At 58.9% G+C, this 23,309-nt stretch carries 21 protein-coding genes; 11 read left to right on the forward strand and 10 right to left on the reverse strand.

Going from position 1 to position 23,309, the window contains the following annotated elements; all coding sequences use genetic code 11:
• Window positions 1–47: 47 nt before the first annotated feature.
• Window positions 48–1,466, reverse strand: a complete 1,419-nt coding sequence (locus AC5FXY_RS06270) for a TolC family protein (RefSeq protein ID WP_493555789.1) — start codon at window positions 1,464–1,466, stop codon at window positions 48–50.
• 688 nt (window positions 1,467–2,154) lie between these two features.
• Here AC5FXY_RS06270 and AC5FXY_RS06275 point away from each other — a divergent pair.
• Window positions 2,155–3,843 carry an OmpA family protein gene (locus tag AC5FXY_RS06275; protein ID WP_493555790.1) on the forward strand — a complete coding sequence of 563 codons (1,689 nt, stop codon included), beginning with the start codon at window positions 2,155–2,157 and terminating at the stop codon, window positions 3,841–3,843.
• A gap of 97 nt (window positions 3,844–3,940) precedes the next feature.
• On the opposite strand, the gene AC5FXY_RS06280 is transcribed toward AC5FXY_RS06275, so the two are convergent.
• Together AC5FXY_RS06280 and AC5FXY_RS06285 are read right to left on the reverse strand one after the other, a co-directional pair.
• A complete protein-coding gene (locus AC5FXY_RS06280) occupies window positions 3,941–4,666 on the reverse strand; it encodes a DUF72 domain-containing protein (protein WP_493555791.1) in 726 nt (241 codons plus the stop codon).
• 69 nt (window positions 4,667–4,735) lie between these two features.
• Window positions 4,736–5,785, reverse strand: a complete 1,050-nt coding sequence (locus AC5FXY_RS06285; RefSeq protein WP_493555792.1) for a methyltransferase domain-containing protein — start codon at window positions 5,783–5,785, stop codon at window positions 4,736–4,738.
• A gap of 223 nt (window positions 5,786–6,008) precedes the next feature.
• Here AC5FXY_RS06285 and AC5FXY_RS06290 point away from each other — a divergent pair, with 223 nt between their 5' ends.
• Complete coding sequence (locus AC5FXY_RS06290; RefSeq protein ID WP_493555793.1) at window positions 6,009–6,575, forward strand: hypothetical protein; 567 nt, start codon at window positions 6,009–6,011, stop codon at window positions 6,573–6,575.
• A 42-nt stretch (window positions 6,576–6,617) separates the two neighbouring features.
• Here AC5FXY_RS06290 and AC5FXY_RS06295 read toward each other — a convergent pair whose 3' ends face one another.
• Both AC5FXY_RS06295 and AC5FXY_RS06300 read right to left on the reverse strand, forming a co-directional pair.
• A complete protein-coding gene (locus AC5FXY_RS06295) occupies window positions 6,618–6,707 on the reverse strand; it encodes a hypothetical protein (RefSeq protein WP_493555794.1) in 90 nt (29 codons plus the stop codon).
• Between the two features lies 1 nt (window position 6,708).
• A complete protein-coding gene (locus tag AC5FXY_RS06300) occupies window positions 6,709–7,329 on the reverse strand; it encodes a DUF72 domain-containing protein (protein WP_493555795.1) in 621 nt (206 codons plus the stop codon).
• A gap of 150 nt (window positions 7,330–7,479) precedes the next feature.
• Here AC5FXY_RS06300 and AC5FXY_RS06305 point away from each other — a divergent pair, with 150 nt between their 5' ends.
• A complete protein-coding gene (locus AC5FXY_RS06305; protein ID WP_493555796.1) occupies window positions 7,480–8,430 on the forward strand; it encodes a 1-phosphofructokinase family hexose kinase in 951 nt (316 codons plus the stop codon).
• A 255-nt stretch (window positions 8,431–8,685) separates the two neighbouring features.
• Here AC5FXY_RS06305 and AC5FXY_RS06310 read toward each other — a convergent pair whose 3' ends face one another.
• Window positions 8,686–8,826: a hypothetical protein gene (locus AC5FXY_RS06310; protein WP_493555797.1), complete on the reverse strand. Its 141-nt coding sequence runs from the start codon at window positions 8,824–8,826 to the stop codon at window positions 8,686–8,688.
• Window positions 8,827–9,250: 424 nt separating this feature from the next.
• Here AC5FXY_RS06310 and AC5FXY_RS06315 point away from each other — a divergent pair, with 424 nt between their 5' ends.
• Entirely contained in the window at window positions 9,251–10,540 is a 1,290-nt protein-coding gene (locus tag AC5FXY_RS06315) for a pectate lyase family protein (RefSeq protein WP_493555798.1), read from the forward strand.
• A gap of 89 nt (window positions 10,541–10,629) precedes the next feature.
• On the opposite strand, the gene AC5FXY_RS06320 is transcribed toward AC5FXY_RS06315, so the two are convergent.
• The 3 genes from AC5FXY_RS06320 to AC5FXY_RS06330 form a co-directional block, all read right to left on the reverse strand.
• Complete coding sequence (locus tag AC5FXY_RS06320) at window positions 10,630–11,124, reverse strand: DUF2243 domain-containing protein (protein WP_493555799.1); 495 nt, start codon at window positions 11,122–11,124, stop codon at window positions 10,630–10,632.
• Window positions 11,117–11,380, reverse strand: coding sequence for a hypothetical protein (locus AC5FXY_RS06325; protein ID WP_493555800.1), 264 nt, complete (start codon window positions 11,378–11,380; stop codon window positions 11,117–11,119). The genes AC5FXY_RS06320 and AC5FXY_RS06325 overlap by 8 nt, the downstream gene beginning before the upstream one ends.
• Before the next feature lie 238 nt (window positions 11,381–11,618).
• Entirely contained in the window at window positions 11,619–12,296 is a 678-nt protein-coding gene (locus AC5FXY_RS06330) for an HPP family protein (protein ID WP_493555801.1), read from the reverse strand.
• Window positions 12,297–12,604: 308 nt separating this feature from the next.
• Here AC5FXY_RS06330 and bla point away from each other — a divergent pair, with 308 nt between their 5' ends.
• From bla to clpB, 6 genes are all read left to right on the forward strand, one after another.
• On the forward strand, window positions 12,605–13,336 hold the full coding sequence (gene bla, locus AC5FXY_RS06335; RefSeq protein ID WP_493555802.1) for a subclass B1 metallo-beta-lactamase: 732 nt from the start codon (window positions 12,605–12,607) through the stop codon (window positions 13,334–13,336).
• Window positions 13,337–13,837: 501 nt separating this feature from the next.
• Window positions 13,838–14,869: a DUF2268 domain-containing putative Zn-dependent protease gene (locus tag AC5FXY_RS06340; protein ID WP_493555803.1), complete on the forward strand. Its 1,032-nt coding sequence runs from the start codon at window positions 13,838–13,840 to the stop codon at window positions 14,867–14,869.
• A 541-nt stretch (window positions 14,870–15,410) separates the two neighbouring features.
• Entirely contained in the window at window positions 15,411–16,349 is a 939-nt protein-coding gene (locus AC5FXY_RS06345; protein ID WP_493555804.1) for a DUF808 domain-containing protein, read from the forward strand.
• Window positions 16,350–16,803: 454 nt separating this feature from the next.
• Window positions 16,804–17,700 (forward strand): SDR family oxidoreductase, encoded by an 897-nt coding sequence (locus AC5FXY_RS06350; protein ID WP_493555805.1) that lies wholly within the window; start codon window positions 16,804–16,806, stop codon window positions 17,698–17,700.
• 198 nt (window positions 17,701–17,898) lie between these two features.
• Window positions 17,899–18,480, forward strand: a complete 582-nt coding sequence (locus AC5FXY_RS06355) for a hypothetical protein (protein ID WP_493555806.1) — start codon at window positions 17,899–17,901, stop codon at window positions 18,478–18,480.
• 189 nt (window positions 18,481–18,669) lie between these two features.
• A complete protein-coding gene (gene clpB, locus AC5FXY_RS06360) occupies window positions 18,670–21,285 on the forward strand; it encodes an ATP-dependent chaperone ClpB (RefSeq protein WP_493555807.1) in 2,616 nt (871 codons plus the stop codon).
• 181 nt (window positions 21,286–21,466) lie between these two features.
• On the opposite strand, the gene AC5FXY_RS06365 is transcribed toward clpB, so the two are convergent.
• Window positions 21,467–21,979 (reverse strand): hypothetical protein, encoded by a 513-nt coding sequence (locus AC5FXY_RS06365; RefSeq protein WP_493555808.1) that lies wholly within the window; start codon window positions 21,977–21,979, stop codon window positions 21,467–21,469.
• Window positions 21,980–22,365: 386 nt separating this feature from the next.
• Between AC5FXY_RS06365 and AC5FXY_RS06370 the strand changes: the two genes are divergently transcribed.
• Window positions 22,366–23,154, forward strand: a complete 789-nt coding sequence (locus AC5FXY_RS06370; RefSeq protein WP_493555809.1) for a hypothetical protein — start codon at window positions 22,366–22,368, stop codon at window positions 23,152–23,154.
• Window positions 23,155–23,309: the final 155 nt, after the last annotated feature.

A 23,309-nucleotide genomic window follows, 5' to 3' on the forward strand; every position in this document is an offset into this window, starting at 1 on the left:
GGACGATAATACTAGGCGTGGTTCGGGTGGTGAGCATCGGTGAGGTCTTAATAGTTGATCGGCAGCTCGCCCCGGGCCCGAAGCAAATCCACCTTGCTCGACAGCACCTGGAACAGCGCCACGTAATAGTTTAGCTGCGCCGAGCGCAGCGTGCTTTGCGCGACGATGACGTCCAGATACGGCTTGATGCCTTCGCGGTATTGCAGGTCTACCACTTGGTACACTTCCTGGGCCAGCGCGAGGTTACGCTGCCCGAGTTGGTAGTCGGTATAATAGCTCTTGTAAGCGGCTAGCGCCCGTTGGTATTCGGTGTTGATCTGATTACGCACCACTTTCAGCTCCTCATCGAGGCGGTCGTCGATCAGGCGGGAACGGCGCAGGTTCTGCAGGCGACGCGTGCCCTGAAACAGTGGCACCGACAGCTGCAGGCCCGCGAAGGAATTAGGGAAGCGGCGGCTGTAGAGGTCGGCGAGGCGGTTGTTTTGGTACACTGAGTTGTAGTTGCCGAAAGCCGATACTTCCGGCAAAAAGCCCCAGCGGTAATACCCTACCTGAGCCGCTTGCAAGGCCTTTTGCGTTTGGACCTGCTGAAACTCCACCCGGTTATTGGCCGCGTAGCCGGCCGTAGTATCCACGGCGGCGTCGCGTTCCAGGCGCAGTGTATCATACTGCAGGTGCAACGGTTGCTCACCCGGCAGGCCCATCAGCTCTTTCAGGTAGGCAGTTTTGGCGTTAATGCCTTCTAGGGCTTGCTTGCGGGCCGCGAGGGAATTATTGAGCAGTATTTCGGCCTGCTTGTAGTCGATCTTGTCGACCAGCCCAGCATCGTACTGCAGCCGGGCATCGCGCAGGCTGCGCCGCAGCCGGGCAATATCGGCCTCAAATATCTGCAACTGACGCTGCGACAGCAGCACATCGAAAAAGGCTTTGCTGACGCCGGCCACCACGTCGATTTGCACATCGATAGTGTTTTGCTCGGCCAGGCGCCGCACCGGCCGAGCGCTGCGCAAGGCCAACCACACGTCGTTGTTGTAAAGCACTTGTGTGCCCGCAAAGCTGATCGTGGAGGTATTGCGCAGCCCCACGCGGCGCGGGGCCACGCCGCCGCCTTCGGTGGGGAGCACCACAAAGGGCAACTCAAAATTGTGCTGACCGGTGGCATTGAACGCCACTTGCGGCAGCCACTCGGAAAGGCCAATGCGGATATCGGCCTCGTTTGTTTGCTGGTCGATGCGGGCTTGGCGCAAGACGGGCTGGTTTTGCAGCGCGTACTGTAGGCACTGCTCCAGGGTAAGATCAGCATCGAGCGGTGTGGCAGTCCGGCTTTGACCGAAAGAGTAACCGGGCAATAGCAGCCAACCACCCAGTAGCCACGCCCACAAGGAACGTTGCGGTGGCCATTGCACAGTGAGGCGCAATGGCTGTACGTGTTTCAATCGGCCTGGCTGCGAGGGCAACAGGTGCATAAGCTGGATTAATCCGGTGCAACTTCCCGGCTCCGAGCCATTACCGATATTAAGGCGTCTTGGTTACATAAACTTAAAAGCAACTCGGCCTCTTACCTTACTGCAAACGTCAGCATACCAGCTTAATAAGACAATATTCATATAGCACATCCAACAAAACCCCACCTAATTAGGTTATGCACCGGCCATAAATCTAACAGACCTCAGCACTTGGTAAAGTGATGTTTAAGACCAATTACTACCCGAACTATGTGGGCATTTACAGTTGAACTAGGAGACCTAACATCCCAGCGTTGTCCTTTTACATATTCAGACGTTTCGGAGTGGCTGAGTTTATCGGTAAGGCTATAACAACTTAGGCGAAGGTGTTGGCCTCGAGTTAGGGTCCTGATTTCTCGAAAGCCAAGCGTACCCGGACCGTTGTCCGTCAATTGGCATCAACAAACTGGCCCTGGAATAAGCTCGACAGTTATCAATATTTTCCTATTCATCAGAACCAAACCCATGCTCGCATAGCAACTAAACGACGCAATTAACGGGTAGTTCTAGTTTGCATTAGTGCCGCATTAAGAGTATGTTTCCGGAATAAGGATGTAATCAGCCAATTATTGCGTCCGATCCGCCGGCAGGCAGCCACCCACCGCTTGCCTGGCAAAACACAATTCTACCTTTTAAAATGCTGTCCTGAATGAGGCATTTTTCTACCTATATCCGGCTACTGCTGGCTTTGATCGTGACGTTCCCTCACCTCGTCGCGGCTCAATCTTCCGAACGCCGATCCAGTATTGGTCTAAACTTCAGCGCGCTACAATACCAAGGCGACCTGGGCTCCGACTACTGGAAGTTTAGCAGCGGCAAGTACGCACCGGGGCTAGCCATCAACATGTACTTGGGGCGCGGCCTCGACCTGAACACGAGCATTCTGTACGGGGAGCTGTTGGGGCGTCGGACCCCCAATTCGTACTTCACCACCAACATTATCAACGCCAACCTGGGGCTGAAGCTGAAACTTAACAACGGCTGGGCGCTTAAGGAAAATGCATTTATCCAGCCGTATTTACTGGCGGGCCCGGGCCTGACGTTCTCCAACCGCGAGGGCATGGCCGATGCCAAACGGTTTGATATCAACGAAAGCTACCTGGACCTGTTTGGGGCCGCTGGCATCAATTTCCGCCTGGGTGGCGGACTAGGCCTTTTTGTGCAGACCGGCCAGCACATGCCCATCGAAGCCAACTTTGACGGTGTGAAGGACGCCAACGCGAAGCAGTGGCAAGACCGCTTTCTGCAGCACACCGTGGGGCTGACCTTCAACTTGGGCCAAATGCAGGATGGGGATGAGGACGGTGTGCCCGACCGCAAGGACCGCTGCCCCAACACGCCCGAGGGCGTGGAGGTGGACGCCAACGGCTGCGCGCTCGACGGCGACCTGGACGGGGTGCCCGATTACCAAGACCAGTGCCCCACCGAAGCTGGCAAACCCGAGCTGCAGGGCTGCCCCGACCGCGACGACGACGGCATAGCCGATGGCGAAGACGCGTGCCCCTATGATGCCGGCAAAGCCGAGCTGCAGGGCTGCCCCGATGCCGATGGCGACGGTGTGCCCGACAAGGAAGATACCTGCCCGGATACGCCTGCCGGTGCTGAAGTAGACGCTACTGGCTGCCCGACCGCCCCCGATGCCGACCGCGACGGCGTGCCCGATGCCGACGACCGGTGCCCCAACAGCCCCGGCCCGGCTGCCAACCGCGGCTGCCCCGAAATCAAAGCCGAAACGCGCCAACGCCTGCAGGAAGCTACGCAGCTCATCAGCTTCGAGCTAAACAAGGCTACGCTGCTACCGGCCTCCTACCCCACGCTGGATGCCATGGCGCAGATGCTCATGGAGTACCCCGATTACAGCCTGAGCATCGCCGGGCATACGGATAGCAAAGGCGCTGCCGCCTACAACCAGCGCCTATCACGCGACCGGGCCGCGGCTGCCCAAACCTACCTGCTAAGCAAGGGCGTGCCCGCCGCACGCATTGAGTTGCGTGGCTACGGGGCTGCGCATCCTGTGGCTGACAACGCTACCGATGCTGGCCGTGCCCAGAACCGCCGCGTGGAGTTTGATCTGTTCCTGACCGGAGACCCAAACTCGGCGCAGGTAAAGTATGGCCCCGAGCCGGCTACCCCCGCCGCGGCGCCGAGCAAGAAGGCCAAAGCTGCCCCGGTGAAACGGGCCCCAGCCAAACGTGCCCCGGCCCGAACTGCGCCTGCTAAACGCGTGGGCAACACGAAGCCTGCTGCTCCGGCTCCAAAAGCGGCCCCAGCCAAAGCACCTATCAAGAAAGCACCGGCTGGGAAGTCCGTGCCACCGAAGCCTGCGCCACGCCGTTAGAATCTTGTTTGTGCATGACGCGAAGAGGCGTCCAACTACCTGCTCATCAGTAGGTGGCTGGACGCCTCTTCTAGTTCCGCAGCAGTATTGGTGATACTCACGAGCCGGTCAGCGCCAGCATCAGCCGTGCGTCGCCAATGGCCGAAGCCTCAATGTCGTTGTTGAAGTACAGGAAGGCCTGCTCAGCGGTGCCCGCGGCTTCGATCTGACGCTGCACTGCCTGCAGAAACGCCGGGCTATAAGGTGAGTGGTAGAGCAGCGGCACTCCGTGAAAACGATAGTAAAGCACCGGCGCCGTAGTTACCACGGCATCGGGCAGGTCGGGGTGGCTTTGGCCGCAGAAGGCGACGCCGCGCTGGCGCAGGGCCTCGTACACCGGCTCCTGCCACCAGCTGGAATGCCGGAACTCCAGCACGTTGCTGAAAGCCGGGTCGAGGTAATCGAGGATGCGCTGCAGCCGCTCGGGGGTATATGGCGTACGGGGTGGGAGCTGAAACAGCACCGGCCCGAGCTTTTCGAGCAAGCCATCCTGCACGGTGGTGTAGAAATCGGTAAGCAGCTGCCCCACCTCGTTGAACTGCTTGTAGTGAGTAATCAGCCGCGGTGCTTTTACCGAAAACACAAAATCGGCGGGGCTGGTCTGGTACCAGTTCTGCAGAAAGGCCAGCTGTGGAAAACGGTAGAACGTGACGTTCAGCTCCAGGGTGCGAAAGTGCTCGGCGTAGTACTCAAACCAACGCCGCATGGGCAGCTTCTCGGGATAGAATGCGCCGCGCCAGTGGCGGTAGTGGTAGCCGGAGCAACCAACGTGGTAAGTAGGCATAAGCAAAGCAGCAGAAGAGGCGTAGGGCTTCTACGCAACTTCAGGCCGCTGTGCCTGTCTCGGTAGCGCTTAGCAACAGGCCGCCGCGGGGGCAGCACCGCTGGCACTGGGCGCAGCTAGTGCAGGGCCGCACGGAAACAGCCCGAAATGGCGCTCCTTATTGCCATCTATCCGAAAGTAGGCTGCGTAGCGAGTGTGGCTGAGCATATCGGCGGTATTGCCGCACACGAGCACGGGCCGGCCGGTTTCAAAATAGTGGTGGTCGTCGAGGGTGAAGCCGTGGGGCTCATCGGGTGCTGTGCCGAGGTAGGTGGCTACCTGGCCGTAGTCTTCGCACTGATCTTCCAGCGCCAGCTTAAAGGCGCGTACCGTGAGCGAGTAGAACTTGATGTTGCCCACCTTCCGCTCGATTTCTTCGTTGCCGATGGTAAGGCGGCGTTGCGCGGTGAGGCGGTAATCCTGAATGCCCAGCTCGCGCAGCAGCCGGCGAAAATCTTCGGTGTAGAGGGCTCCGCTCAGGCACTCGCCGTACAGCACGCGGTCTTGGCGCAGCGCCTCCGGAATGCGGCGGTCGGCAAACACGTCGGAAATAAACAGCTCGCCGCCGGGCTTCAGCACCCGGAATATCTCGCGGTAGGTGGCGGCTTTGTCGGTGCTCAGGTTCAGCACGCAGTTGCTCACCACCACGTCGATGCTGTTGTCGGGGATGTCGGCGGTGCGCAGGTCCTCGATGTAGCCGTGGCGGAACTCCACGTTGGGCTGCTGGTAACCAAAGCGTTCAGTATGAGCCGCCACGTGGCGCTGGGCCACGGCCAGCTGCTCTTCGGTCATATCCACGCCGATGACGTGGCCCCGCTCCCCTACCAGCTTGGAAAGCAAGAAAGCGTCGCGGCCGCTGCCGGAGCCCAGGTCCAACACGGTGCAGCCCTCCACGGCCGGCGGCACGCACACGCCGCAGCCGTAGTACTTATCCAGCACTTCCGGTTCCAGCTGGGCCAGAATTTTCTTGTGAGCCGAGGGAATGTCATCGGTGCAGCAGGCATTGGTTTTGAGGTCCTGACTGGTGCGCAACTGCGTGCCGTAATAGTCCTGTACTTGCTGCTGAGTGGTATGCTCCATGTGTTTAAGGCATCTGAGAGAGTACGCGCCTTGGGCAGGAGGCGGTTTGGGGCTGGTAAAGTAATCAGGTAGAAACAAGTGGCTGTATGCCCTAGGGCCGTTGCAGCAAGTGCCTTTGCATCTTCCGCCCCACTGCTAAAACCTCCATCCCTAAAATGCAGTAGGTCGTGTACCGATAAGGCATCGTCGGTGTTCGTTCCGTTTGCACCCGACACCCAACCCTATGAACACAACCAACAGCATCAGAAGCTTTACCGCCACCTCCGAAGCCGACCTCTGGCAACAGGTGGCCACCGACATGGGCCACGACGCAGGTCTGCTGGAATACGCGGCGCAGCTAAACCAAGGCGGCTATCAGTTTATGCTTGATATAGACATTGACCCGGGCGGAGGCTTTGAGGGCGGCTACGCCACTACCACGCTGGCGGCGCTGGTGCCCGGCAATCCGGCGCTACGCTTCCAACTCGTGGAGCAGGACCTGGTGCACCAACTGGGCAAGCTGCTGGGCATGGAGGATGTAGAACTGGGCTATGCCGATCTAGATGCCGCCTTCATCATCAAAACCAACAGCCCGAACACCCTGCGCGAGTTGCTGGCTGATGCCGAACTGCGGGCTACGCTGCTGAAGTACCACGAGCTGCGCCTCACCCTCGGCCCGACCGACGACCAGTCCGACGATGTGTACCTCGTGTTCAGCAAGGACTCCGGCATCGTCGACCCCGAGCAGCTGCGCGAGATATATCACCTGCTGCACGCAATGCTGCTGCAACTAGCGCCGCTGCCGGAGTAGCCCCTGAACGGGCTAGCTGAGTAGCTCACCCCTCAGCAACTGCTACAGCTCCCGGGCATTCAGTACGCCCGCGCCACCGATGCTATTATTGAAGAACACGTATGCCTGCTGCACCTCAGATGCGGCTTGCACGTCAGTGGCAATGCGCTGCAGAAAAGCCTCGCTGTAGCTGGACTTGTACAGGGCACGCCGTGCAGGCGGTAGTACAGCAGCGTGCGGTGGCTATTACGTCATCGGGTAGCGGCTGGGGGTGGCTCTGACCGCAAAAGCTGATGCCGTGCCGGGTCAGGCCCCGAAACACTTCCTCCTGCCACCAGCTGGGGTGCCGAAACTCCAGCACATTCTGAAACGCGGGGTCCAGATTGGCCAGAATGCGCTCCAGGAAGGCCTCGGTGTAAGCGGCTTTGGGCGGCAGCTGAAACAGCACCGGCCCGAGCTTGTCGCGCAGACCCTCCTGCACGGTGCCGTAAAAATCGGCCAACACAGGCGCCGCTTCAGGGCCAAACTTCTTGTAGTGCGTGACGATACGCGGGGCTTTCACCGCAAACCGGAAAAAGTCGGGGCTTTGCGCATACCAGCTTTCGAAGGCGGCCAGTTCGGGCATGCGGTAGAAAGTCACGTTCAGCTCCAGGGTGCTGAACTGGGTGCAGTAGTACTCAAACCACTTGCGCGGCGGCAGGCCTTCGGGATAAAACACGCCTTTCCAGTCGCGATAATGAAAGCCGGAGCAGCCGATGTGGTACGTGGTGGGCATGAGTAAAATGGACGGTGGACCAGCTGTGTACGCAAAACCATTCGGCAGGCCCAGATGCCCACAAAACCTAACTTAGCCCGGCGCCGCGCTGCCGCACGGCACCCACCGGCGCGGGCCACCTATCGTTGAACTTTACCTTTTGGTTGTCGCATGAAACGCATTGTTACCCTCACTCTGAACCCGGCCATCGACAAAAGCACCACGGTCGACCACATTGTGCCCGACCACAAGCTGCGCTGTGCCGCGCCCAAGTTCGAGCCGGGTGGTGGCGGCATCAACGTTTCGCGGGGCTTACGCCGCCTCGGGGCCGATTCTTTGGCGCTGTTTCCGGCCGGTGGTCCCTCGGGCTCGCTGCTGCAGGAGCTACTGGCGCAGGAGCACATTCAGCAGCAGCCCATTGCCATGGAAAGCTGGACGCGGGAAAGCTTTATCGTGGTGGATACTTCTACCAGCCAGCAATACCGCTTTGGCATGCCCGGCACGGCACTGACAGCCCAGGAGCAGCAGCAGGTGCTTGCTACCCTGCAAAGCCTCTCCCCGGCGCCTGATTTTCTGGTGGTCAGTGGCAGCCTGCCGCCCGGCGTAGAACCGGAGTTTCTGGTGGAAGTGGTGCGCGTGGCCAAGGCAGCCGGCGCCAAGGTTATCGTGGATACTTCCGGCGCGTCCCTGCAGCGCGTGGTAGCGGAGGGCGTGTTTCTGATCAAGCCCAACCTAGGTGAGCTAAGCAAGCTGGTGGGCGTGGAGGAGCTCGACAACGACTCCGTGACCAAAGCCGCGCAGGAGCTGATCAGCGACGGCAAATGCGAAATCGTGGTGGCGTCGTTGGGGCCGCAGGGCGCCTGCGCCGTCACGCGCGACTTGGTGGACTACGTGCCGGCCCCATCGGTGCGCAAGCGCAGCACCGTGGGCGCCGGCGACAGCATGGTGGCCGGCATGACCTACGCGCTTTCCAACGGCCAGCCCGTGCGAGAAGCCGTGCGCCTGGGCGTGGCCTGTGGTACGGCCGCTACCATGAACCCCGGCACGGAGCTGTTTCGGCGCGAAGATGCCGAACGGCTCTACCGCTGGCTGCTGCTCACCACGCTGGCTGGCCAGGCCTAGGAGAGCGTAGAATAGGGCGAGATGATAACTAGTGAGTCATGTTAAGCCCGAAACCTAAGTCACACGTTAGGTCCGCTCTAGCCAACACATCAACTTGAATTTTTCAACTGCACACCTGCCCGGGTTTGCGGCTCACAAATCATCCCATAATACCCTAATAATCACCCGTCGCTCATCACATGATGAGCGACGGGTATACCTGCCCGCATCGTGGCAAGGGTGCATCACCACGACGCGGGCGTACCTGCGGCAGCGCTAGTGACTTGGGATAACACCCAAGCTGTACAGCAGCCAGCCAAACAGGTAAAAGCCAAATAACATCAGAATGTAGGCCCACCACGGCAGGCCTCTGCGCCAGCCGGTAACGTGATGGTGCTCTTTGTATCTAGTAGCCATAGTCGTATCCAGAAGGTCAGCGGTGTGATTAAAAGTTACATAAATTATTACAATATCACAACGCTTTTACTCGACAATTTTAACAATGTTAATTTGTAAAATTCGAAGTAACCGGCGGCAGGGCTAAGCCTTGTAGGCTCAGCCCCATTCCTGCATCCCATTGGGTTTGTTGGTACAAAGCCTGCTGATGCCCCTGCTAGTCCACACATCCACGCGGCAGGCCCGGTTCGTTGGCAACGTTCCCGGCATCGATTGCGCGAATTATACTTCTTCTAAGCTAACAAGGCAGCCCCAGGATGAGCATCTTGACCTGCCCGCTTGGCTTGCTTAAGCTCCTTGTATCCAACTGCCTCTACAGGGATGCTATGGCTTTACGGCTTGCTGTGCTGCGGTCTTCGTGCTTCTATCCTCCCTCCTCCTGCCCATGCTGAAACCGCTACTATCCTTACTACTGGTTGCTGGCCTAGCCGTTCCTGTTGCCGTTGCCCAATCAGCCTCTTTCGGACTTTATGGCTACGCCAGCCTGACCACTGGCACCACGGGCGGGGCAGGCGGGGCCAGCGTTACGGTAAGCACCGGCACCGCGCTGATGAACGCCATTCGGGCCAATAGCTCCAACGCGCCGCTGACCATTTACATCAACGGCACCATCACGCCGGCCAACACGCCCTCGACTTACGACAAGATCGAAATCAAGGACCGCAGCAACATTTCCATCATCGGGGTGGGCACCAGCGGCGAGTTCAATGGCATCGGCCTGTACGTTCGGCGCGCCTCGAACATCATCATTCAGAATGTGAAGGTGCACCACGTGCTGCTCGGGCCGAAGGATTGCATCGGCATCGAAGGCCCGGCCGACCACATCTGGGTGGACCACTGCGAGCTGTACAACCAGTACCAGGGCGTGGGTGTAGATACTTACGACGGCTTGCTCGATGCCAAGGATGACTGCGAGTACATTACCTACTCCTGGAACTACCTGCACGACGCCTGGAAGGCCAGCCTGTGCGGCTACACCGAAACCGACACCTTCGACCGCAAAGTAACCTACCACCACAACCGCTTCGAGAACATCAACTCGCGCCTGCCCCTGTTCCGCGGCGGCACCGGCCACGTGTTCAATAACTACTACAAGGACGTAGCCTCCACAGCCATCAACTCCCGGGTAGGCGCCTGCCTCAAAATCGAAAACAACTACTTCGATAACGTGAAGAACCCGTACGTGTCGGCGTACAGCAGCGTGGTGGGCTACGGGCACCTGCTGGGCAACGCCCTCACCAACGGCACCACGTTTCAGTACTCCAGCGACACGTTTCCGCTGGGTGCCTGCGTGTCGAACACGCCCTACACGTACGCCAGCATTCTGGACAACGCCACCGACGTACCGGCCCTGGTGCTGGCCGGAGCGGGCGTAGGCAAAATCGGCAACGTCACGGGCACGCGCCAGCCAGCCGTTGGCCAGTTTCAGGCATTCCCGAATCCCTTCCGCGGCGCTACCACTTTCGAAGTATCCCTGGCCCGCAAGAGTTCGGTAAGCATTACGTTGTTCAACGCCAAAGGCCAGAAAGTAGCCGATGTGTTGCCGACCGCCCAGGTACTCGAAGCCGGTACGCACCGCTTGCCCTACGAAAATCACTTGCTGCCCACCGGTGTGTATTTCTACTCCATCCGGACCGATGCCGGCGTGACTACGCAGCAGCTACTGGTGCAGTAGCCCGATCTGGAGCTGACGGCAGCGGCCCTGGTTTCGGAATTATGTACCGAAGCCAGGGCCGCTTGCAATTAATGAGGCGTGGCTTGCGCTTAGCTAGCTTGCCCGCGTACCACAGTGTCGTTCTTACCAGCCCGGATCAGCGCCCAGCCTAGCAGCAATTGTCCAATGCCGAAGGCCAGAAAGCCCAGGTCCCAGGGCATCTTGTCGGCGGCATATTCGTGTACGTGGTGCAGGCCCAGCAGCATATGGTCGATGGTGCCTTCCACCACGTTGAACAGGCCCCAGCCGAAAATCAGCGCCCCTATAAAAGTGCGACCCGACCACGGCACGTCGTGGCGGCGGCCGGCAGCCCACAGCATGCGCAGGCCGATGGCGGTGAGCACCCAGACGGCCGCATGAAACATGCCGTCCCAGTACATATTGACTTTAGAATTGACCAGGTTATCGGGTGGCAACTGCGCCGAAAGCATGTTGTGCCACTGCAGAATCTGGTGCAGCACAATGCCATCGACGAAGCCGCCGAGGCCTGCGCCCATCAGCACACCGGCCGCGATAAGAGGAGAGCGTTGTAGGGGTTCAGCCATGCGTACGGGTTAGTTGCCGTTTGACATCATCGAAAAAATAACAGCCCACTCCTGCCAGCAACAGTACGGCCACGGGCAGCAGCAATTGCAGCAGGTTGACGGAATAGGCTTGATCGTGGATGGCGGCCTGCACCCGTGGGCGGCACACCGTACAAGCCCACGCGCTGCGGCCACCAAGCCATAGCAGCAACGGCAACACAGCGGCCACGCGGACCAGCAGTCGGCTAGGCAGCGTTATGAGTCGGGGAGTTGGCATGAGCGTCCTTACGCTGGGGTAGTTGTAGCGGTTGTTACGCTTGAGCTTACCAGTGGGTAGCCGAGCCAACTGCCGAACGTGCATCGATGGCCGCCACCAGAACTGTGTACTGGAGCCAGTAAACTGAAAACCCACTTAGGGCTTATTTGAAAGGCCAAGAACCCTATGTCAAGCACGTCGCGCCTGAAGCAGGGGCCGAGACAACTCACTGCTTGGCCGGATAGTCGGCCGGCGCAGCTTAAAGCTGAGGTGACGTTTGCCCAGCGGCAGCTGTGTTTCTATGCTTAGCCAGCAGGCCCTCTTGCTTCGGCTGGGGGCGTACAGCCCGCCGCACGCCTCGGTAATGGCGCCGCCATACTTTGTACCAATGCTTATTGATGGGGTAGCTGCGTGTGTCGCTGAGGTTGTTGCAGATCAGCGCTACCGCGAGCAGCAGCAACGCCCCGGCTAGCACTGGCATCAGTACAAAGCCGTAGCCCAAAGCCTTCAGCTTTACCGAACCCACGTTGGCAATCAGCGCCGTAGCGCCACCGGGCGGGTGCAGGGTTTTGGTCATCTGCATGGCCACGATGGAGAGTGAAACGGCCAGCGCCGCCGCCAGCCACAGCTCCTGCCCTGCCAGCCGCTGCACCGTCACGCCAATCAGCGCCCCCAGCACGTGCCCCCCGATGAGGTTGCGCGGCTGGGCCAGCGGGCTGCTGAAAGCCCCAAACAGCAGCACGGCGGAAGCCCCAAACGAGCCGATAACCAAAATCGTATCGGTGGCGCCCAGCAGGTAGCGGTTGAGCAGCCCAATAAGAGCAATGCCCATGAACGAGCCTAAAAAGGTCCAGAAATGCTCCCGGTAATCGACCCGCGTCTCCTGACTCACAATCAGCTTCAGCCGGAGCGCGTGCCCCCGCAGTCTTCGTTGCATACGCTCGGTGGTTGGCCCCCGCCAACGATTCTTCTACCCCGCAAAGGTACGGCCCGTGGCTGTTGTGCTACAATGCGTTCCTTGCCCCGCCAAAGAGGTGCTGTAAATGCTGCAGTAACATCAGCCTCTCCTGCAGCTCGCTTCTTTTCCGCCGCGTGCCCGGCTAAGCGCAGCCGCAACAGCTTTACTACTTTGTTGCGGCGTTTCGGGGAAATACCTGGTTGCGTTTCCTTGCGTTCGGTAGGCCTAACTTGACGCGCCGAATAGTAAAAAAGAAGCTTGCGGCCGTCCCTAGCCAATATCCAAACATGAAATTCCTGCTTGCCCTTTCTTTACTTGCTGCCGCTGTCACCCAAACCAGCCCCCGCGCCGACAACATAGTGTACCAGTCCGGCGACCTGACCATTAGCCAAGTTGCCCCAAACACTTACGTGCACACCTCGTTCCTGCAAACTAAGTCCTTTGGCAAGGTCCCCTGCAACGGCATGGTGGTGCAAAGCGACGGTGAAGCCGTAGTGTTTGACACTCCCAGCGGCGACAAAGAATCCAAGGAGCTGATTGCTTGGATAACCCGGGAGTTGCACGCTAGCGTGAAGGCCGTCGTTCCCACTCACTTTCACGAAGACTGCGTGGGCGGCTTGCAGGAGTTCAAACGGAGCAAAATTCCGTCTTATGCCAATGAGCGAACAATCGCGCTGGCCAAGCAAAACAAATTCAACGTGCCGCAGCGCAAATTCGTCAATAGCCTGACCCTGGAGGTGGGCCGCGCCAAAGTGTACGCCACGTTTGTGGGCGAGGGCCACACCAAAGACAACGTGGTGGGCTATTTCCCCGATGACCAAGTATTGTTTGGCGGCTGCCTAATCAAAGAGCTTAACGCTACCAAAGGCAACTTAGCCGACGCCAACGTGCAAGCCTGGCCCGCCACGGTGGCCAAGCTGAAACAAACGTACCCGAACACCAAGGTGGTAATACCCGGTCACGGCCAAGCCGGCGACCAAAGCCTGCTCGATTATACCATCCAGCTGTTTCAGCAGTAGCTCAGCAAGTCAGTTGCCGGCCGCAGAGCCTTGCGGTGGCCGGCAGGTCAAAACGCTCCATCAGTCCAGCGGCTTTTTCGTGGCAATGGCCATGCAGTGGCAGACATTGATGGTAACAATGGCCATGATAGCCTGCCCGATGTACTGCTCGTCGAACAGCGCGGCGGCCTGCTAGTAGCTAGCCTCCGATACGTCGTGCTGGCCGATTGAAATTACTTCTTGGGTCAAAGCCAGCAAGGCGCGCCCCTCGGGCGTGGACAGGGCCCCGGCCTCGCGCCACGCCGAAAGCAAGTACAGGCGCTGCTCGGTCTCGCCTGCCGCGCCTCGTGGGTGTGCAGTATCTAAAAGCTGGTGCCAGCTGGCAAATCAGGTTCCAAGCAAACACCGTCTCTGCCGCCGCGGCAACGCACTTCGTGCACCAGCGGCAAGACTCACCACCCAGACTAGGCAGGCTAGTGACCAACTGATATCTTCGCGCCTCTCTCTCCTGCCCTGTTCCCTATGCCTTTGCTTCCTCGCTTTGCCGCCTTATTAGGGGCGGCTTCCGGTTTGCTGTTGCTTACCGGCGCCCAACCCATGGCTACACCCGCGCGGTATTCGTCCTTGCCCGCCAGCTGGGCCCGCCCCAGCCGCCCAGCCGCGCCTACTTATCAGGTAATAAACCTGATGCCGGCCTATGAGCGGTTCTGGAAAAAGGCCAAAGACCGGGACGAAGCCACCCAAGTAAAACTGTTTCAACAGCTGCTGGTGGAACGCTACCCCGAGGTGTACAACAACAATGTGCTGGGTGGCCCCGCCGACGAAACCTTAACCCAAACGCTGCCCGGCCGCTACCCCAAAATCCAGCGTATGGTAGGCCCCAAAATGGATTTGGTGCTGCGCCTCGGTCGGCAAATCGGCCAGGACCTGCCGCGCTACGAAGGCAGCTTCCGTAAAACGTTTCCCGACCTCGACTACCGCGGCCGCATCTACTTCCTGTACTCATTGGGAGGGTTCGACGGTGGCATACGCACCATCGGCGGTCAGCAGGCCTTGCTCTTTGGCCTCGATATGATTGCCTACGTGTACGGCGAGGAGGCCGACCCTGAGCCCTTCTTCCACCACGAGCTTTTTCACATCTACCACACCCAGTTCTTCGACAAAGACGAAACGCTGGTGTCGGCGCTGTGGCGCGAAGGCCTCGCTACTTACGTGGCCCACGCCCTCAACCCCAAGGCGGCCGGCGTGAACCTGTTCGGCCTGCCCCGCAACACACCCGAGCGTACCCAAGCCGACCTACCCCGCTACGTGCGTGAGCTGCGCGCCGTGCTCAATTCTAACTCAAGAGACGACTACGGCCGCTTCTTCCTCGGTGGCATGGACGAGCAAGCCGCCACGCCCGCCCGCTCCGGCTACTACATCGGGTACCTGGTGGCTGGAAAGCTAGCCAAACGCCATTCTTTGCAGGAACTAGCCCACGCCAAGCTCAGCCAGCTCCGGCCGGAAATTGAGCAGGCCCTAACTGAGCTGGAGGCCCCGACCGGTAGCAAATAAGAAGAAGCACAACGGGTGCCTCAAAACTGCAACCGGCGCTAACACGCCTGTTTCTTCCCCTAGCTCTGCCAGCACATCAGCGCCGCTCGCCATGTCATTGAATGACTTGGCGAGCGGAAAGGCGGCCCCGTGATGCCAGCAAAGCCGAAAAACTACGAACGAGCTGAAAGGACGCAGCAGCCCCTTTTTCCGCTGCTAGCCGCGTCCGCAACTGGCGCGAGTTTGGCGCAGCGTAACGCGTGACCAGACAATGTTCGGCAGGCGGCGCCTCCCGCTCCAGAACAATTAGGCCAGGCCCCATCCAAAACAGCCCAGGCCCGTACCCAACAAGCGCCGGCACGGCCCTGCACGCAGTCATCAACTGGATCAGCAGCCCAGAGGCTAAGAACTAGCTTGACCACTATGGCTACCGTACCCCGTACCTAGCCCGTATAGGGAGCAAAGGCACCGTTTGCGGAACCGCTATAACTTGCTGCCAAGTGAAGCGGCGCAAAACGCACAAACCTTCAAAAACGAAAATCAAGCAACAACCTATTAAAACATGGCTTCAGGCTTTTTTGCGCTATTAGATGACGTTTCCGCTTTGGTAAAGGCCAGCGCGGCCAGTTTGGATGACGTGCCAGCCCAGGTAGCCAAAACCACCGGCAAAGTCTCGGGCATTGTTATCGACGATACAGCCGTTACGCCCAAATATGTCGTGGGTCTCGACCCCTCCCGTGAGCTGTCGATTATTTTTCAGATAGCCAAGAAGTCCTTAATCAATAAGCTATTCCTGCTCACCCCGGCGGCTTTGTTGCTGGGGTATTTCGCCCCGTGGGCCATTACGCCCATTCTCATGCTGGGCGGCGCTTATTTGTGCTTCGAAGGCTATGAAAAAGTGCATTCCATGTTCAGCAAGCACCACGACGTGGATGCAGAAAACGAACAGGTTGAGGTAATTACGCCGGAGGAACTGGAAAAGAAACGGGTGGCAGGAGCCGTCCGCACCGATATTATCCTGTCGGCCGAAATCATGGCCATTGCCTACAGCCAGGTAACCGACCAGCCGGTCATCAACCAGATTGCCGTAATGCTGGCCGTGGCCGTGTTCATCACCATCGCCGTGTACGGCTTCGTGGGCCTGATCGTGAAAGCCGACGACTTCGGCGTACACCTGGCCCAAGACAAATTCCACCCTGCTGCGCAAAAGCTAGGGCGTGGCATCGTGAAATTCATGCCGCGCTTCCTGAGCATCCTGAGCTACGTGGGCACGGCCGCCATGCTCTGGGTCGGCGCCGAAATCATCGCCCACGGCATTCCGTTTACAGCGCACCTGCTGCACGAGCTGGAAGAAGGGTTAGCTCACATTCCGGCGGTAGCCTGGCTGGCCAAGGCGCTATCCTGCGCCGTGGGCGGATTGATTATCGGGTTTGTAGTGGAGAAGTTGGTGCTGCTGTTTAAGAAGGTCTTTCGCAGGGAAAACAAGGAGCAAATAGCATGATCTGTTTCCTTGGCTTTCAATTCAGTCTGTTTGCTGGTGCAGGTTTATCGTAGCACAAGCTGCTACGGAAAGCTGAGTCTCCTCTTGCCTGCTTGCAAGTCGCTTTAGTCTGACGCATAACAGCAGGGAAGGAACCGACTAGTGAAGGGGTATGCTGCCAACTTGCAAAGGGCAAACTGTAACTCCTGACCCTTGGCAGCCAACGAGTTGTTGCCTTCACGAACCCATCGCGCCCCACATAGACCCGGTGGCAGCTGTACACGAAAGCAGACTTATTCCAGTAGGGCTGCCCACATCTATATGCGATTTTACCGCTGAGTTGTTCCAACTACGTTTGCGGCGGCAATTCCCCGTCTAGAAGCTCATTCCCGGTGCTTTCTGGCTGACGCTCAATACGCTCAGCGGAGGCACTGCTTGCGGCGCGGTTTGCTTTTGCTCCAACTCATACTGTGAGATGAAAGAAGAACTCGATCCGCGCCCGACGGAGGTACAGGCCATTCGCAAGGTGCTCGTGGTAGGCGCTACCGGCATGTTGGGACGGCCGGTAACGCAAGAACTCGTAGCGGCGGGCTTTGACGTGACGGCCTTAGTGCGCAACCCGGACCACGCCCGCCAACTCCTGCCCGACGCCGTGCAGCTGGTGGCTGGCGACTTAGCCCAGCCTGAAACCCTACTTGCGGCCCTGGCCGGGCAAGACGCGATATATCTCAACTTATCGGTGCAGCAAACGGAACGGGAAAACGCGTTTCACCCCGAAGGTGAAGGGCTGGCCAACCTGCTGGCGGCCGCCCGGCAGGCTGGCATACGGCGCGTAGTATACCTGTCTTCGCTCATCAAGGATTATGATGGGTTTCGTTGGTGGGTATTTGAGCTCAAGAAACAAGCGGCCGAGCGGGTGAGGCGTAGCGGCTTACCGTACACCATTTTCCATCCTTCGGCTTTCATGGAAACCCTCGTGGGCACCCAGCTAGCCGGCTCGCGCATCTTGGTTGCCGGCAAGGCCCGGCACGGCATGCACTGGGTGTCGGCGCAGGATTACGGCCGCCAAGTAGCGGCGGCTTTGCGCCTGTCCGCGGCGGCCAACCGCGAGTACGTGGTACAGGGCCCGGAGCCCCTCACCAGCCTGGAAGCGGCGCAACAGGTAGCAAAGCACCACGGTCGCCGCTTAACCGTGTCCTACGCCCCGCTGGGCCTGATTCGTTTCTTTGGTAGGTTCGTGCCGCGCATGAACTACGGCGCCCACATCATTGAGGCGTTAAACGAAATGCCTGAGCCCTTTCAGGCCGAGCAAACCTGGCGGGACCTGGGCCCCGCCACCGAACCCGTGCGGGACTTTGCGGCCCGGCAGTAGCCGTTGCGCACGAAGCCTCGGCCCAGTACGGCCACGTGGACCCGGCGCTGACGCTACGCGGTTATTCCTAAGCTGTGCCTAGCCTCCTCATAATTGGCGCAGGTTTGGTGCATCTTCACATATAACCAGCCTTGCCGGGCATGCTTTCCATCACCCACGACGGTTGTTGGTATGCTTGGCCTGCCGTAGCTTGTCGGCATGATGCACCCATTTGCTGAGCTTTATCCCTCCGGCCTAATTCGTTATACACAAAGCACCTTCTTCGAATTAGTCACCGATACTGAAGTACACCGCATCGACTTCCACGGCAAGCTCAGTTACCGACTACGGCGCGGTACCCGCGGCCCTCTTTCCTTTTATCGTGACCATACTCTACTTAAAGGTGTCCATGGTCCTCTCACCAGTCTGATGGCCCGGGCTACGCCTTACCCCTTACTCAGTGCGCCTACTCTTCTGGCTGCCATCCGTCAGGAATTGCAAGCCCAGGCTGGCGAGTGGCATAGCTTCGTCAAAGGCTCTTGGACAATGTGGAGGCAGCGTCTCGTAGCTCACAACGTGCAACCCAACCTTAGCCGTACTGGCGGCATTATCCTCGACAGCGTGCCAGGAGAAGTCGCGCAAGCCGTAGCTGATATCTGCGCTATCCACGGCGTAGAAACTTACTTTCCCCGCCCATCCGACTATTTTTCTACTCCTGCCGGTACTCCGTTGTACAAACTTCTTCTCATCGGTCATGACTATATCATTGCCCGTGAGTTCTTCGTCAGCACCTTATGCTGAAAAAGCCAGCTTAAGCTAATTCCTTTCGTCTCATTTCATTTTTCACTACCTGCTATATTCTGTCAATAATTCATTAACGCATTTCCTCAAAACTCCAAACTCAGCCAAAAAGTCCGATTTTCTCAAGTAGCCCGCCATTTGCTAAGTCCGTATCAGCTTAACCAGAGCACCTGAAACAGACTTAGCATCATGAACTTCAATAACTTCACCATCAAGGCCCAGGAGGCCGTGCAGAAGGCTACCGAAATTGCCGGCGGCCATCAGCAGCAGGCCATCGAGACGGGCCACCTCCTGAAAGCCCTCTTTCAGGTGGATGAAAACGTGACCGGGTTTCTAGCGAAGAAGCTCGGCGTAAACCTGAACATTCTGACCCCGCGCCTGGATGCCATCGTCGGTGGCTACCCTAAGGTGAGTGGCGGTTCGCCCTACCTTGCCAACGAAGCCGCCGCCGCCATCCAACGCGCCAACGGCTTCCTCAAGGAGTTCGGCGACGAGTACGTATCCGTGGAGCACCTGCTGCTGGCCCTCGTAGACGGGCGTGACCAGGTGGCTACCCTGCTCAAGGACACGGGCTTCAATACCAAAGACCTCAAAGCTGCCATCAAAGAGCTGCGCGGCGGCCGCAAAGTGACTTCGCAGACGGCCGAGGACCAGTACCAGAGCCTCAACCGCTACGCCCGTAACCTCAACGAGCAGGTACGCACGGGCAAGATGGACCCGGTGATTGGCCGCGACGAGGAAATCCGCCGCGTGCTGCAGATTCTCTCGCGCCGCACCAAGAACAACCCCGTACTGCTCGGTGAACCCGGCGTGGGTAAAACCGCCATCGTGGAGGGGCTGGCCCAGCGCATTGTGGCCGGCGACGTGCCCGAGAACCTGAAAGACAAAACCATCATGTCGCTCGACATGGGCCTGCTCATTGCCGGCGCCAAGTACAAGGGCGAGTTTGAGGAGCGCCTCAAGTCCGTCATCAAGGAAGTTACCGACTCCGAAGGCCAGATCATCCTGTTCATCGACGAGATGCACACGCTCATCGGGGCCGGCGCGGGCGGCGAGGGTGCCATGGACGCGGCCAACCTGCTCAAGCCCGCCCTGGCCCGCGGCGAGCTGCACTCCATCGGCGCTACTACGCTGAAGGAGTACCAGAAGTACGTGGAGAAGGACAAGGCCCTGGAGCGCCGCTTCCAGGCCGTGACCGTGGACGAGCCGACCATCGAGGATGCCATCAGCATCATGCGCGGCATCAAGGAAAAGTACGAGCTACACCACGGCGTGCGCATCACCGACGACGCCGTGATTGCCGCCGTGGAGCTGTCCAGCCGCTACATCACCGACCGCTTCCTGCCCGACAAGGCCATCGACCTGATGGACGAAGCCGCTGCCAAGCTGCGCATCGAGCTGAATTCCATGCCCGTGGAATTGGACGAGGTGCAGCGCCGCATCATGCAGCTGGAAATTGAGCGCGAGGCCATCCGCCGTGAAGACAACAAGGACCGCGAAGCCGTGCTGAACCGGGAGCTGGCCGAGCTCAGCGAAAAGCGCGACTCCCTGAAAGCCCGCTGGCAAGGCGAGAAAGACGTGCTGACCAACATCCAGACCGTCAAGGAATCGATTGACCGCTTCAAGGTGGAAGCCGAGCAGGCCGAACGCCAAGGCGACTACGGCCGCGTGGCCGAGCTGCGCTATGGCAAAATCCAGGAAGCCGAAGCCCAGCTCAAGACCCTGCAGGAGCAGGCCAACGCCAACAAGGACGGCGGCTCCATGCTGCAGGAAGTCGTCACCCACGAGGACATTGCCGAGGTGGTGGCCAAATGGACCGGCATTCCGGTGAGCAAGATGCTGCAATCGGACCGCGAGAAGCTGCTCAACCTCGAAGCCGAGCTGGGCAAGCGCGTCGCGGGTCAGTCGGAGGCCATCATGGCCATTTCGGACGCCGTGCGCCGCTCCCGGGCCGGCTTGCAGGACCCCAAGCGCCCGATTGGTTCGTTTATCTTCCTCGGCACGACTGGGGTAGGTAAAACGGAGCTGGCCAAGGCCCTGGCCGAGTACCTGTTCAACGACGAAAACGCCATGGTGCGCATCGACATGAGCGAGTACCAGGAGCGTCACGCGGTCTCGCGCCTCATCGGGGCGCCTCCCGGCTACGTGGGCTACGACGAGGGCGGGCAGCTGACCGAGGCCGTGCGCCGCAAGCCCTACTCGGTGATTCTGCTCGACGAGATTGAGAAGGCCCACCCGGACGTGTTCAACATCCTGCTGCAGGTGCTCGACGACGGCCGCCTCACCGACAACAAGGGTCGGGTGGCGAACTTCAAGAACACCATCATCATCATGACCTCGAACACGGGCGCCGACATCATTCAGCGCAATTTCAAGGAGCTGAACGAGTACAACCACGACGAAGTGGTGGACCGCACCCGCGAGGAAGTGGTGGAGCGCCTGCGTCAGCACATGCGCCCTGAGTTCCTGAACCGCATCGACGAGATTGTGATGTTCCAGCCGCTCAAGCGTCGGGAGATTCGCAAGATTGTGGACATCCAGTTCCGGCAGATTCAGCAGCGGCTGGAAGAAGCTGGCATCCGCCTCGAAGCCACCGACGAAGTACTTGACTTCCTCGGCGAGCAGGGCTTCGACCCGACCTTTGGTGCGCGGCCCCTCAAGCGTGTGCTGCAGCGGCTGATCCTGAACGAGCTGTCGAAGGAAATTCTCTCCGGCCGCGTGAGCAAGGACGCCGTGGTGGAAGCGGTGCTCGAAGACGGGCACATCCGGTTTGAAAACGTGGACGTGCAGATTCCGGGCGTGTAATTCACCCAATCTTCGTATTAATCAATAGCAGTAACGCCCTGCCAGTACGGATGCTGGCAGGGCGTTTGGCTTTGTCCTTACCCATGCACCAACTGAAAGAGAAGCCGAAGCAACGGGTAAGCAGGCTTTTTCGCAGCTGATTGACTAATAATCTATTCGGCCGAGGCTGAAGTACGTTTTACTATCGTTTGGGCTTCACTAAGAAGAACTTGGGCTTCAGCCGCCGCTGCACCCACTTCGGCAACGGCTGGCCCTGGTTGTAGGCCGCCAAGATGTCGTCGAGACGGCCGTTGTTGAAGCGCACCAGCTTACTCAGGCCGTAAGCCATAAAGGCCCCTCCCACTCCCAACACCGGGGCTATGTTGGCATCGCTCTGCTCGACCACTACCCCGTTGATGATTGTTTGATTAGCATTCCTGGCCGAGACAATGCCGCGAATGGTAACCAGACCTGCCGATACTATCCAGCCTACGCCTCCCATCTGCCGCCGCTGAAACAGCGTGCTGACGGCGTAAATGGTATCGGTAGAAGTAGCACGCTTGGCTATAGGCGGAGCCGCACTAGGGACAACCGGGCGAACTGGCGCGGCCGAATCAGCAGGCGCCGTGGGCATGGCTTGCTGTGCAACTGCCTGACCGACGAATAGTCCCGACAAATTCACTACCAATCCGCACTGGAGTAGAAGTTTAATCATGGTGAATCGCGAAGATTTCAGAATAGACGATTCTCCAAAAATAAGCGCTGCTATGCCTCGCTGCAAATGCACCGTGCGCCTGGCCAGCGGCTCGGGCGTAGATCTTTCGGTTCGATTGGTCGCCTTTATTGGCGCCAGTTTATGCGCAGTCTTGACTTGTGACCAGCTTGCCATAGCCGCCAAGCAAGCCGCTGGTACGAGTTACGCTGCGCCTGCAGAACCCGTGTGCAATTCACCGGATTAATGTAAAAGCAAAAGGTCTGCTAGCCGTATGCCCGCGGGCCTTTTTTTGGGGAATCGGATATATCCTTTCCACTATGGTTTGAACTCGACGCCGTTGTAAGTTGCTGCTGCAAACCAGGTCTGGCACTTAGCCGCATTCCGCCATGAAACGCATCCACCTGTTCGAGTTCGAGGACTTCGCCTGGTTTCCAAACTGGCTGCGCATTTGCCTGACACGCCTCATTGTGGTGATGCACCGGCTGCTGGGTTCATCGGCTGACCTTACGCAGCTAATTAACCGGGCCCTGGCGCACTCCGAAACCGCCGCCATCGTGGATTTGTGCTCGGGCAGCGGCGGACCGATGCTGACCGTTTACCAAACGCTGAAAGCCCAACCCGGCCTGAGCAATTTGCGGCTTACCCTGACGGACCTTTACCCCAACCTGGAACTGGCGGCGGCCATCAATGGGCAGATGGATTCTACAATCCGGTACGAAACGCGCCCCGGCGATGCTACTCACGTGGGTTCGGAATTGCGTGGCGTTCGTACCATGATCTGCAGCCTGCACCACATGCGGCCAGAGGTAGCGCGGCGCATCTTGCAAGACGCTCAGGAGCAGCGCCAGCCATTCTGCGCCTACGAAATTAGCGACAACAGCTTCCCCAGTGCCTTGTGGTGGGTGGCCCTGCCACTGAACTTCTTGACGGCGCTGTTTATCACGCCCTTTGCGCGGCCCATGACTGTCAAACAGTTGCTCTTCACTTACGTCTTGCCCTTCATTCCTTTTTGTTTCGCATGGGATGGCGCCGTTTCCAATGCCCGAACTTACACATTGAGCGATATGGCGACCCTGCTCGATGGGTTGAAATCCGATGACTACACTTGGGAAACGGGACTTATCTCGGGCAAGGCGAAGAAGCTATACCTGCTCGGTCTGCCTCAAGCCCGGTAAGCGGTGGCCCGCACCCGTTATTTCGGCACCGCTACGCCGCAGGCATACAGCTGGCAAGTGCTGATGAAGTGCCGAACCTCCCCTACCAGACGACCCGGCTGAGAACCAAAGCACCTTGGTTCTTCGCAATCCTTGGCGGACACATTGAATCTACG

The organism is Hymenobacter sp. FMD4, assembly GCF_058932745.1.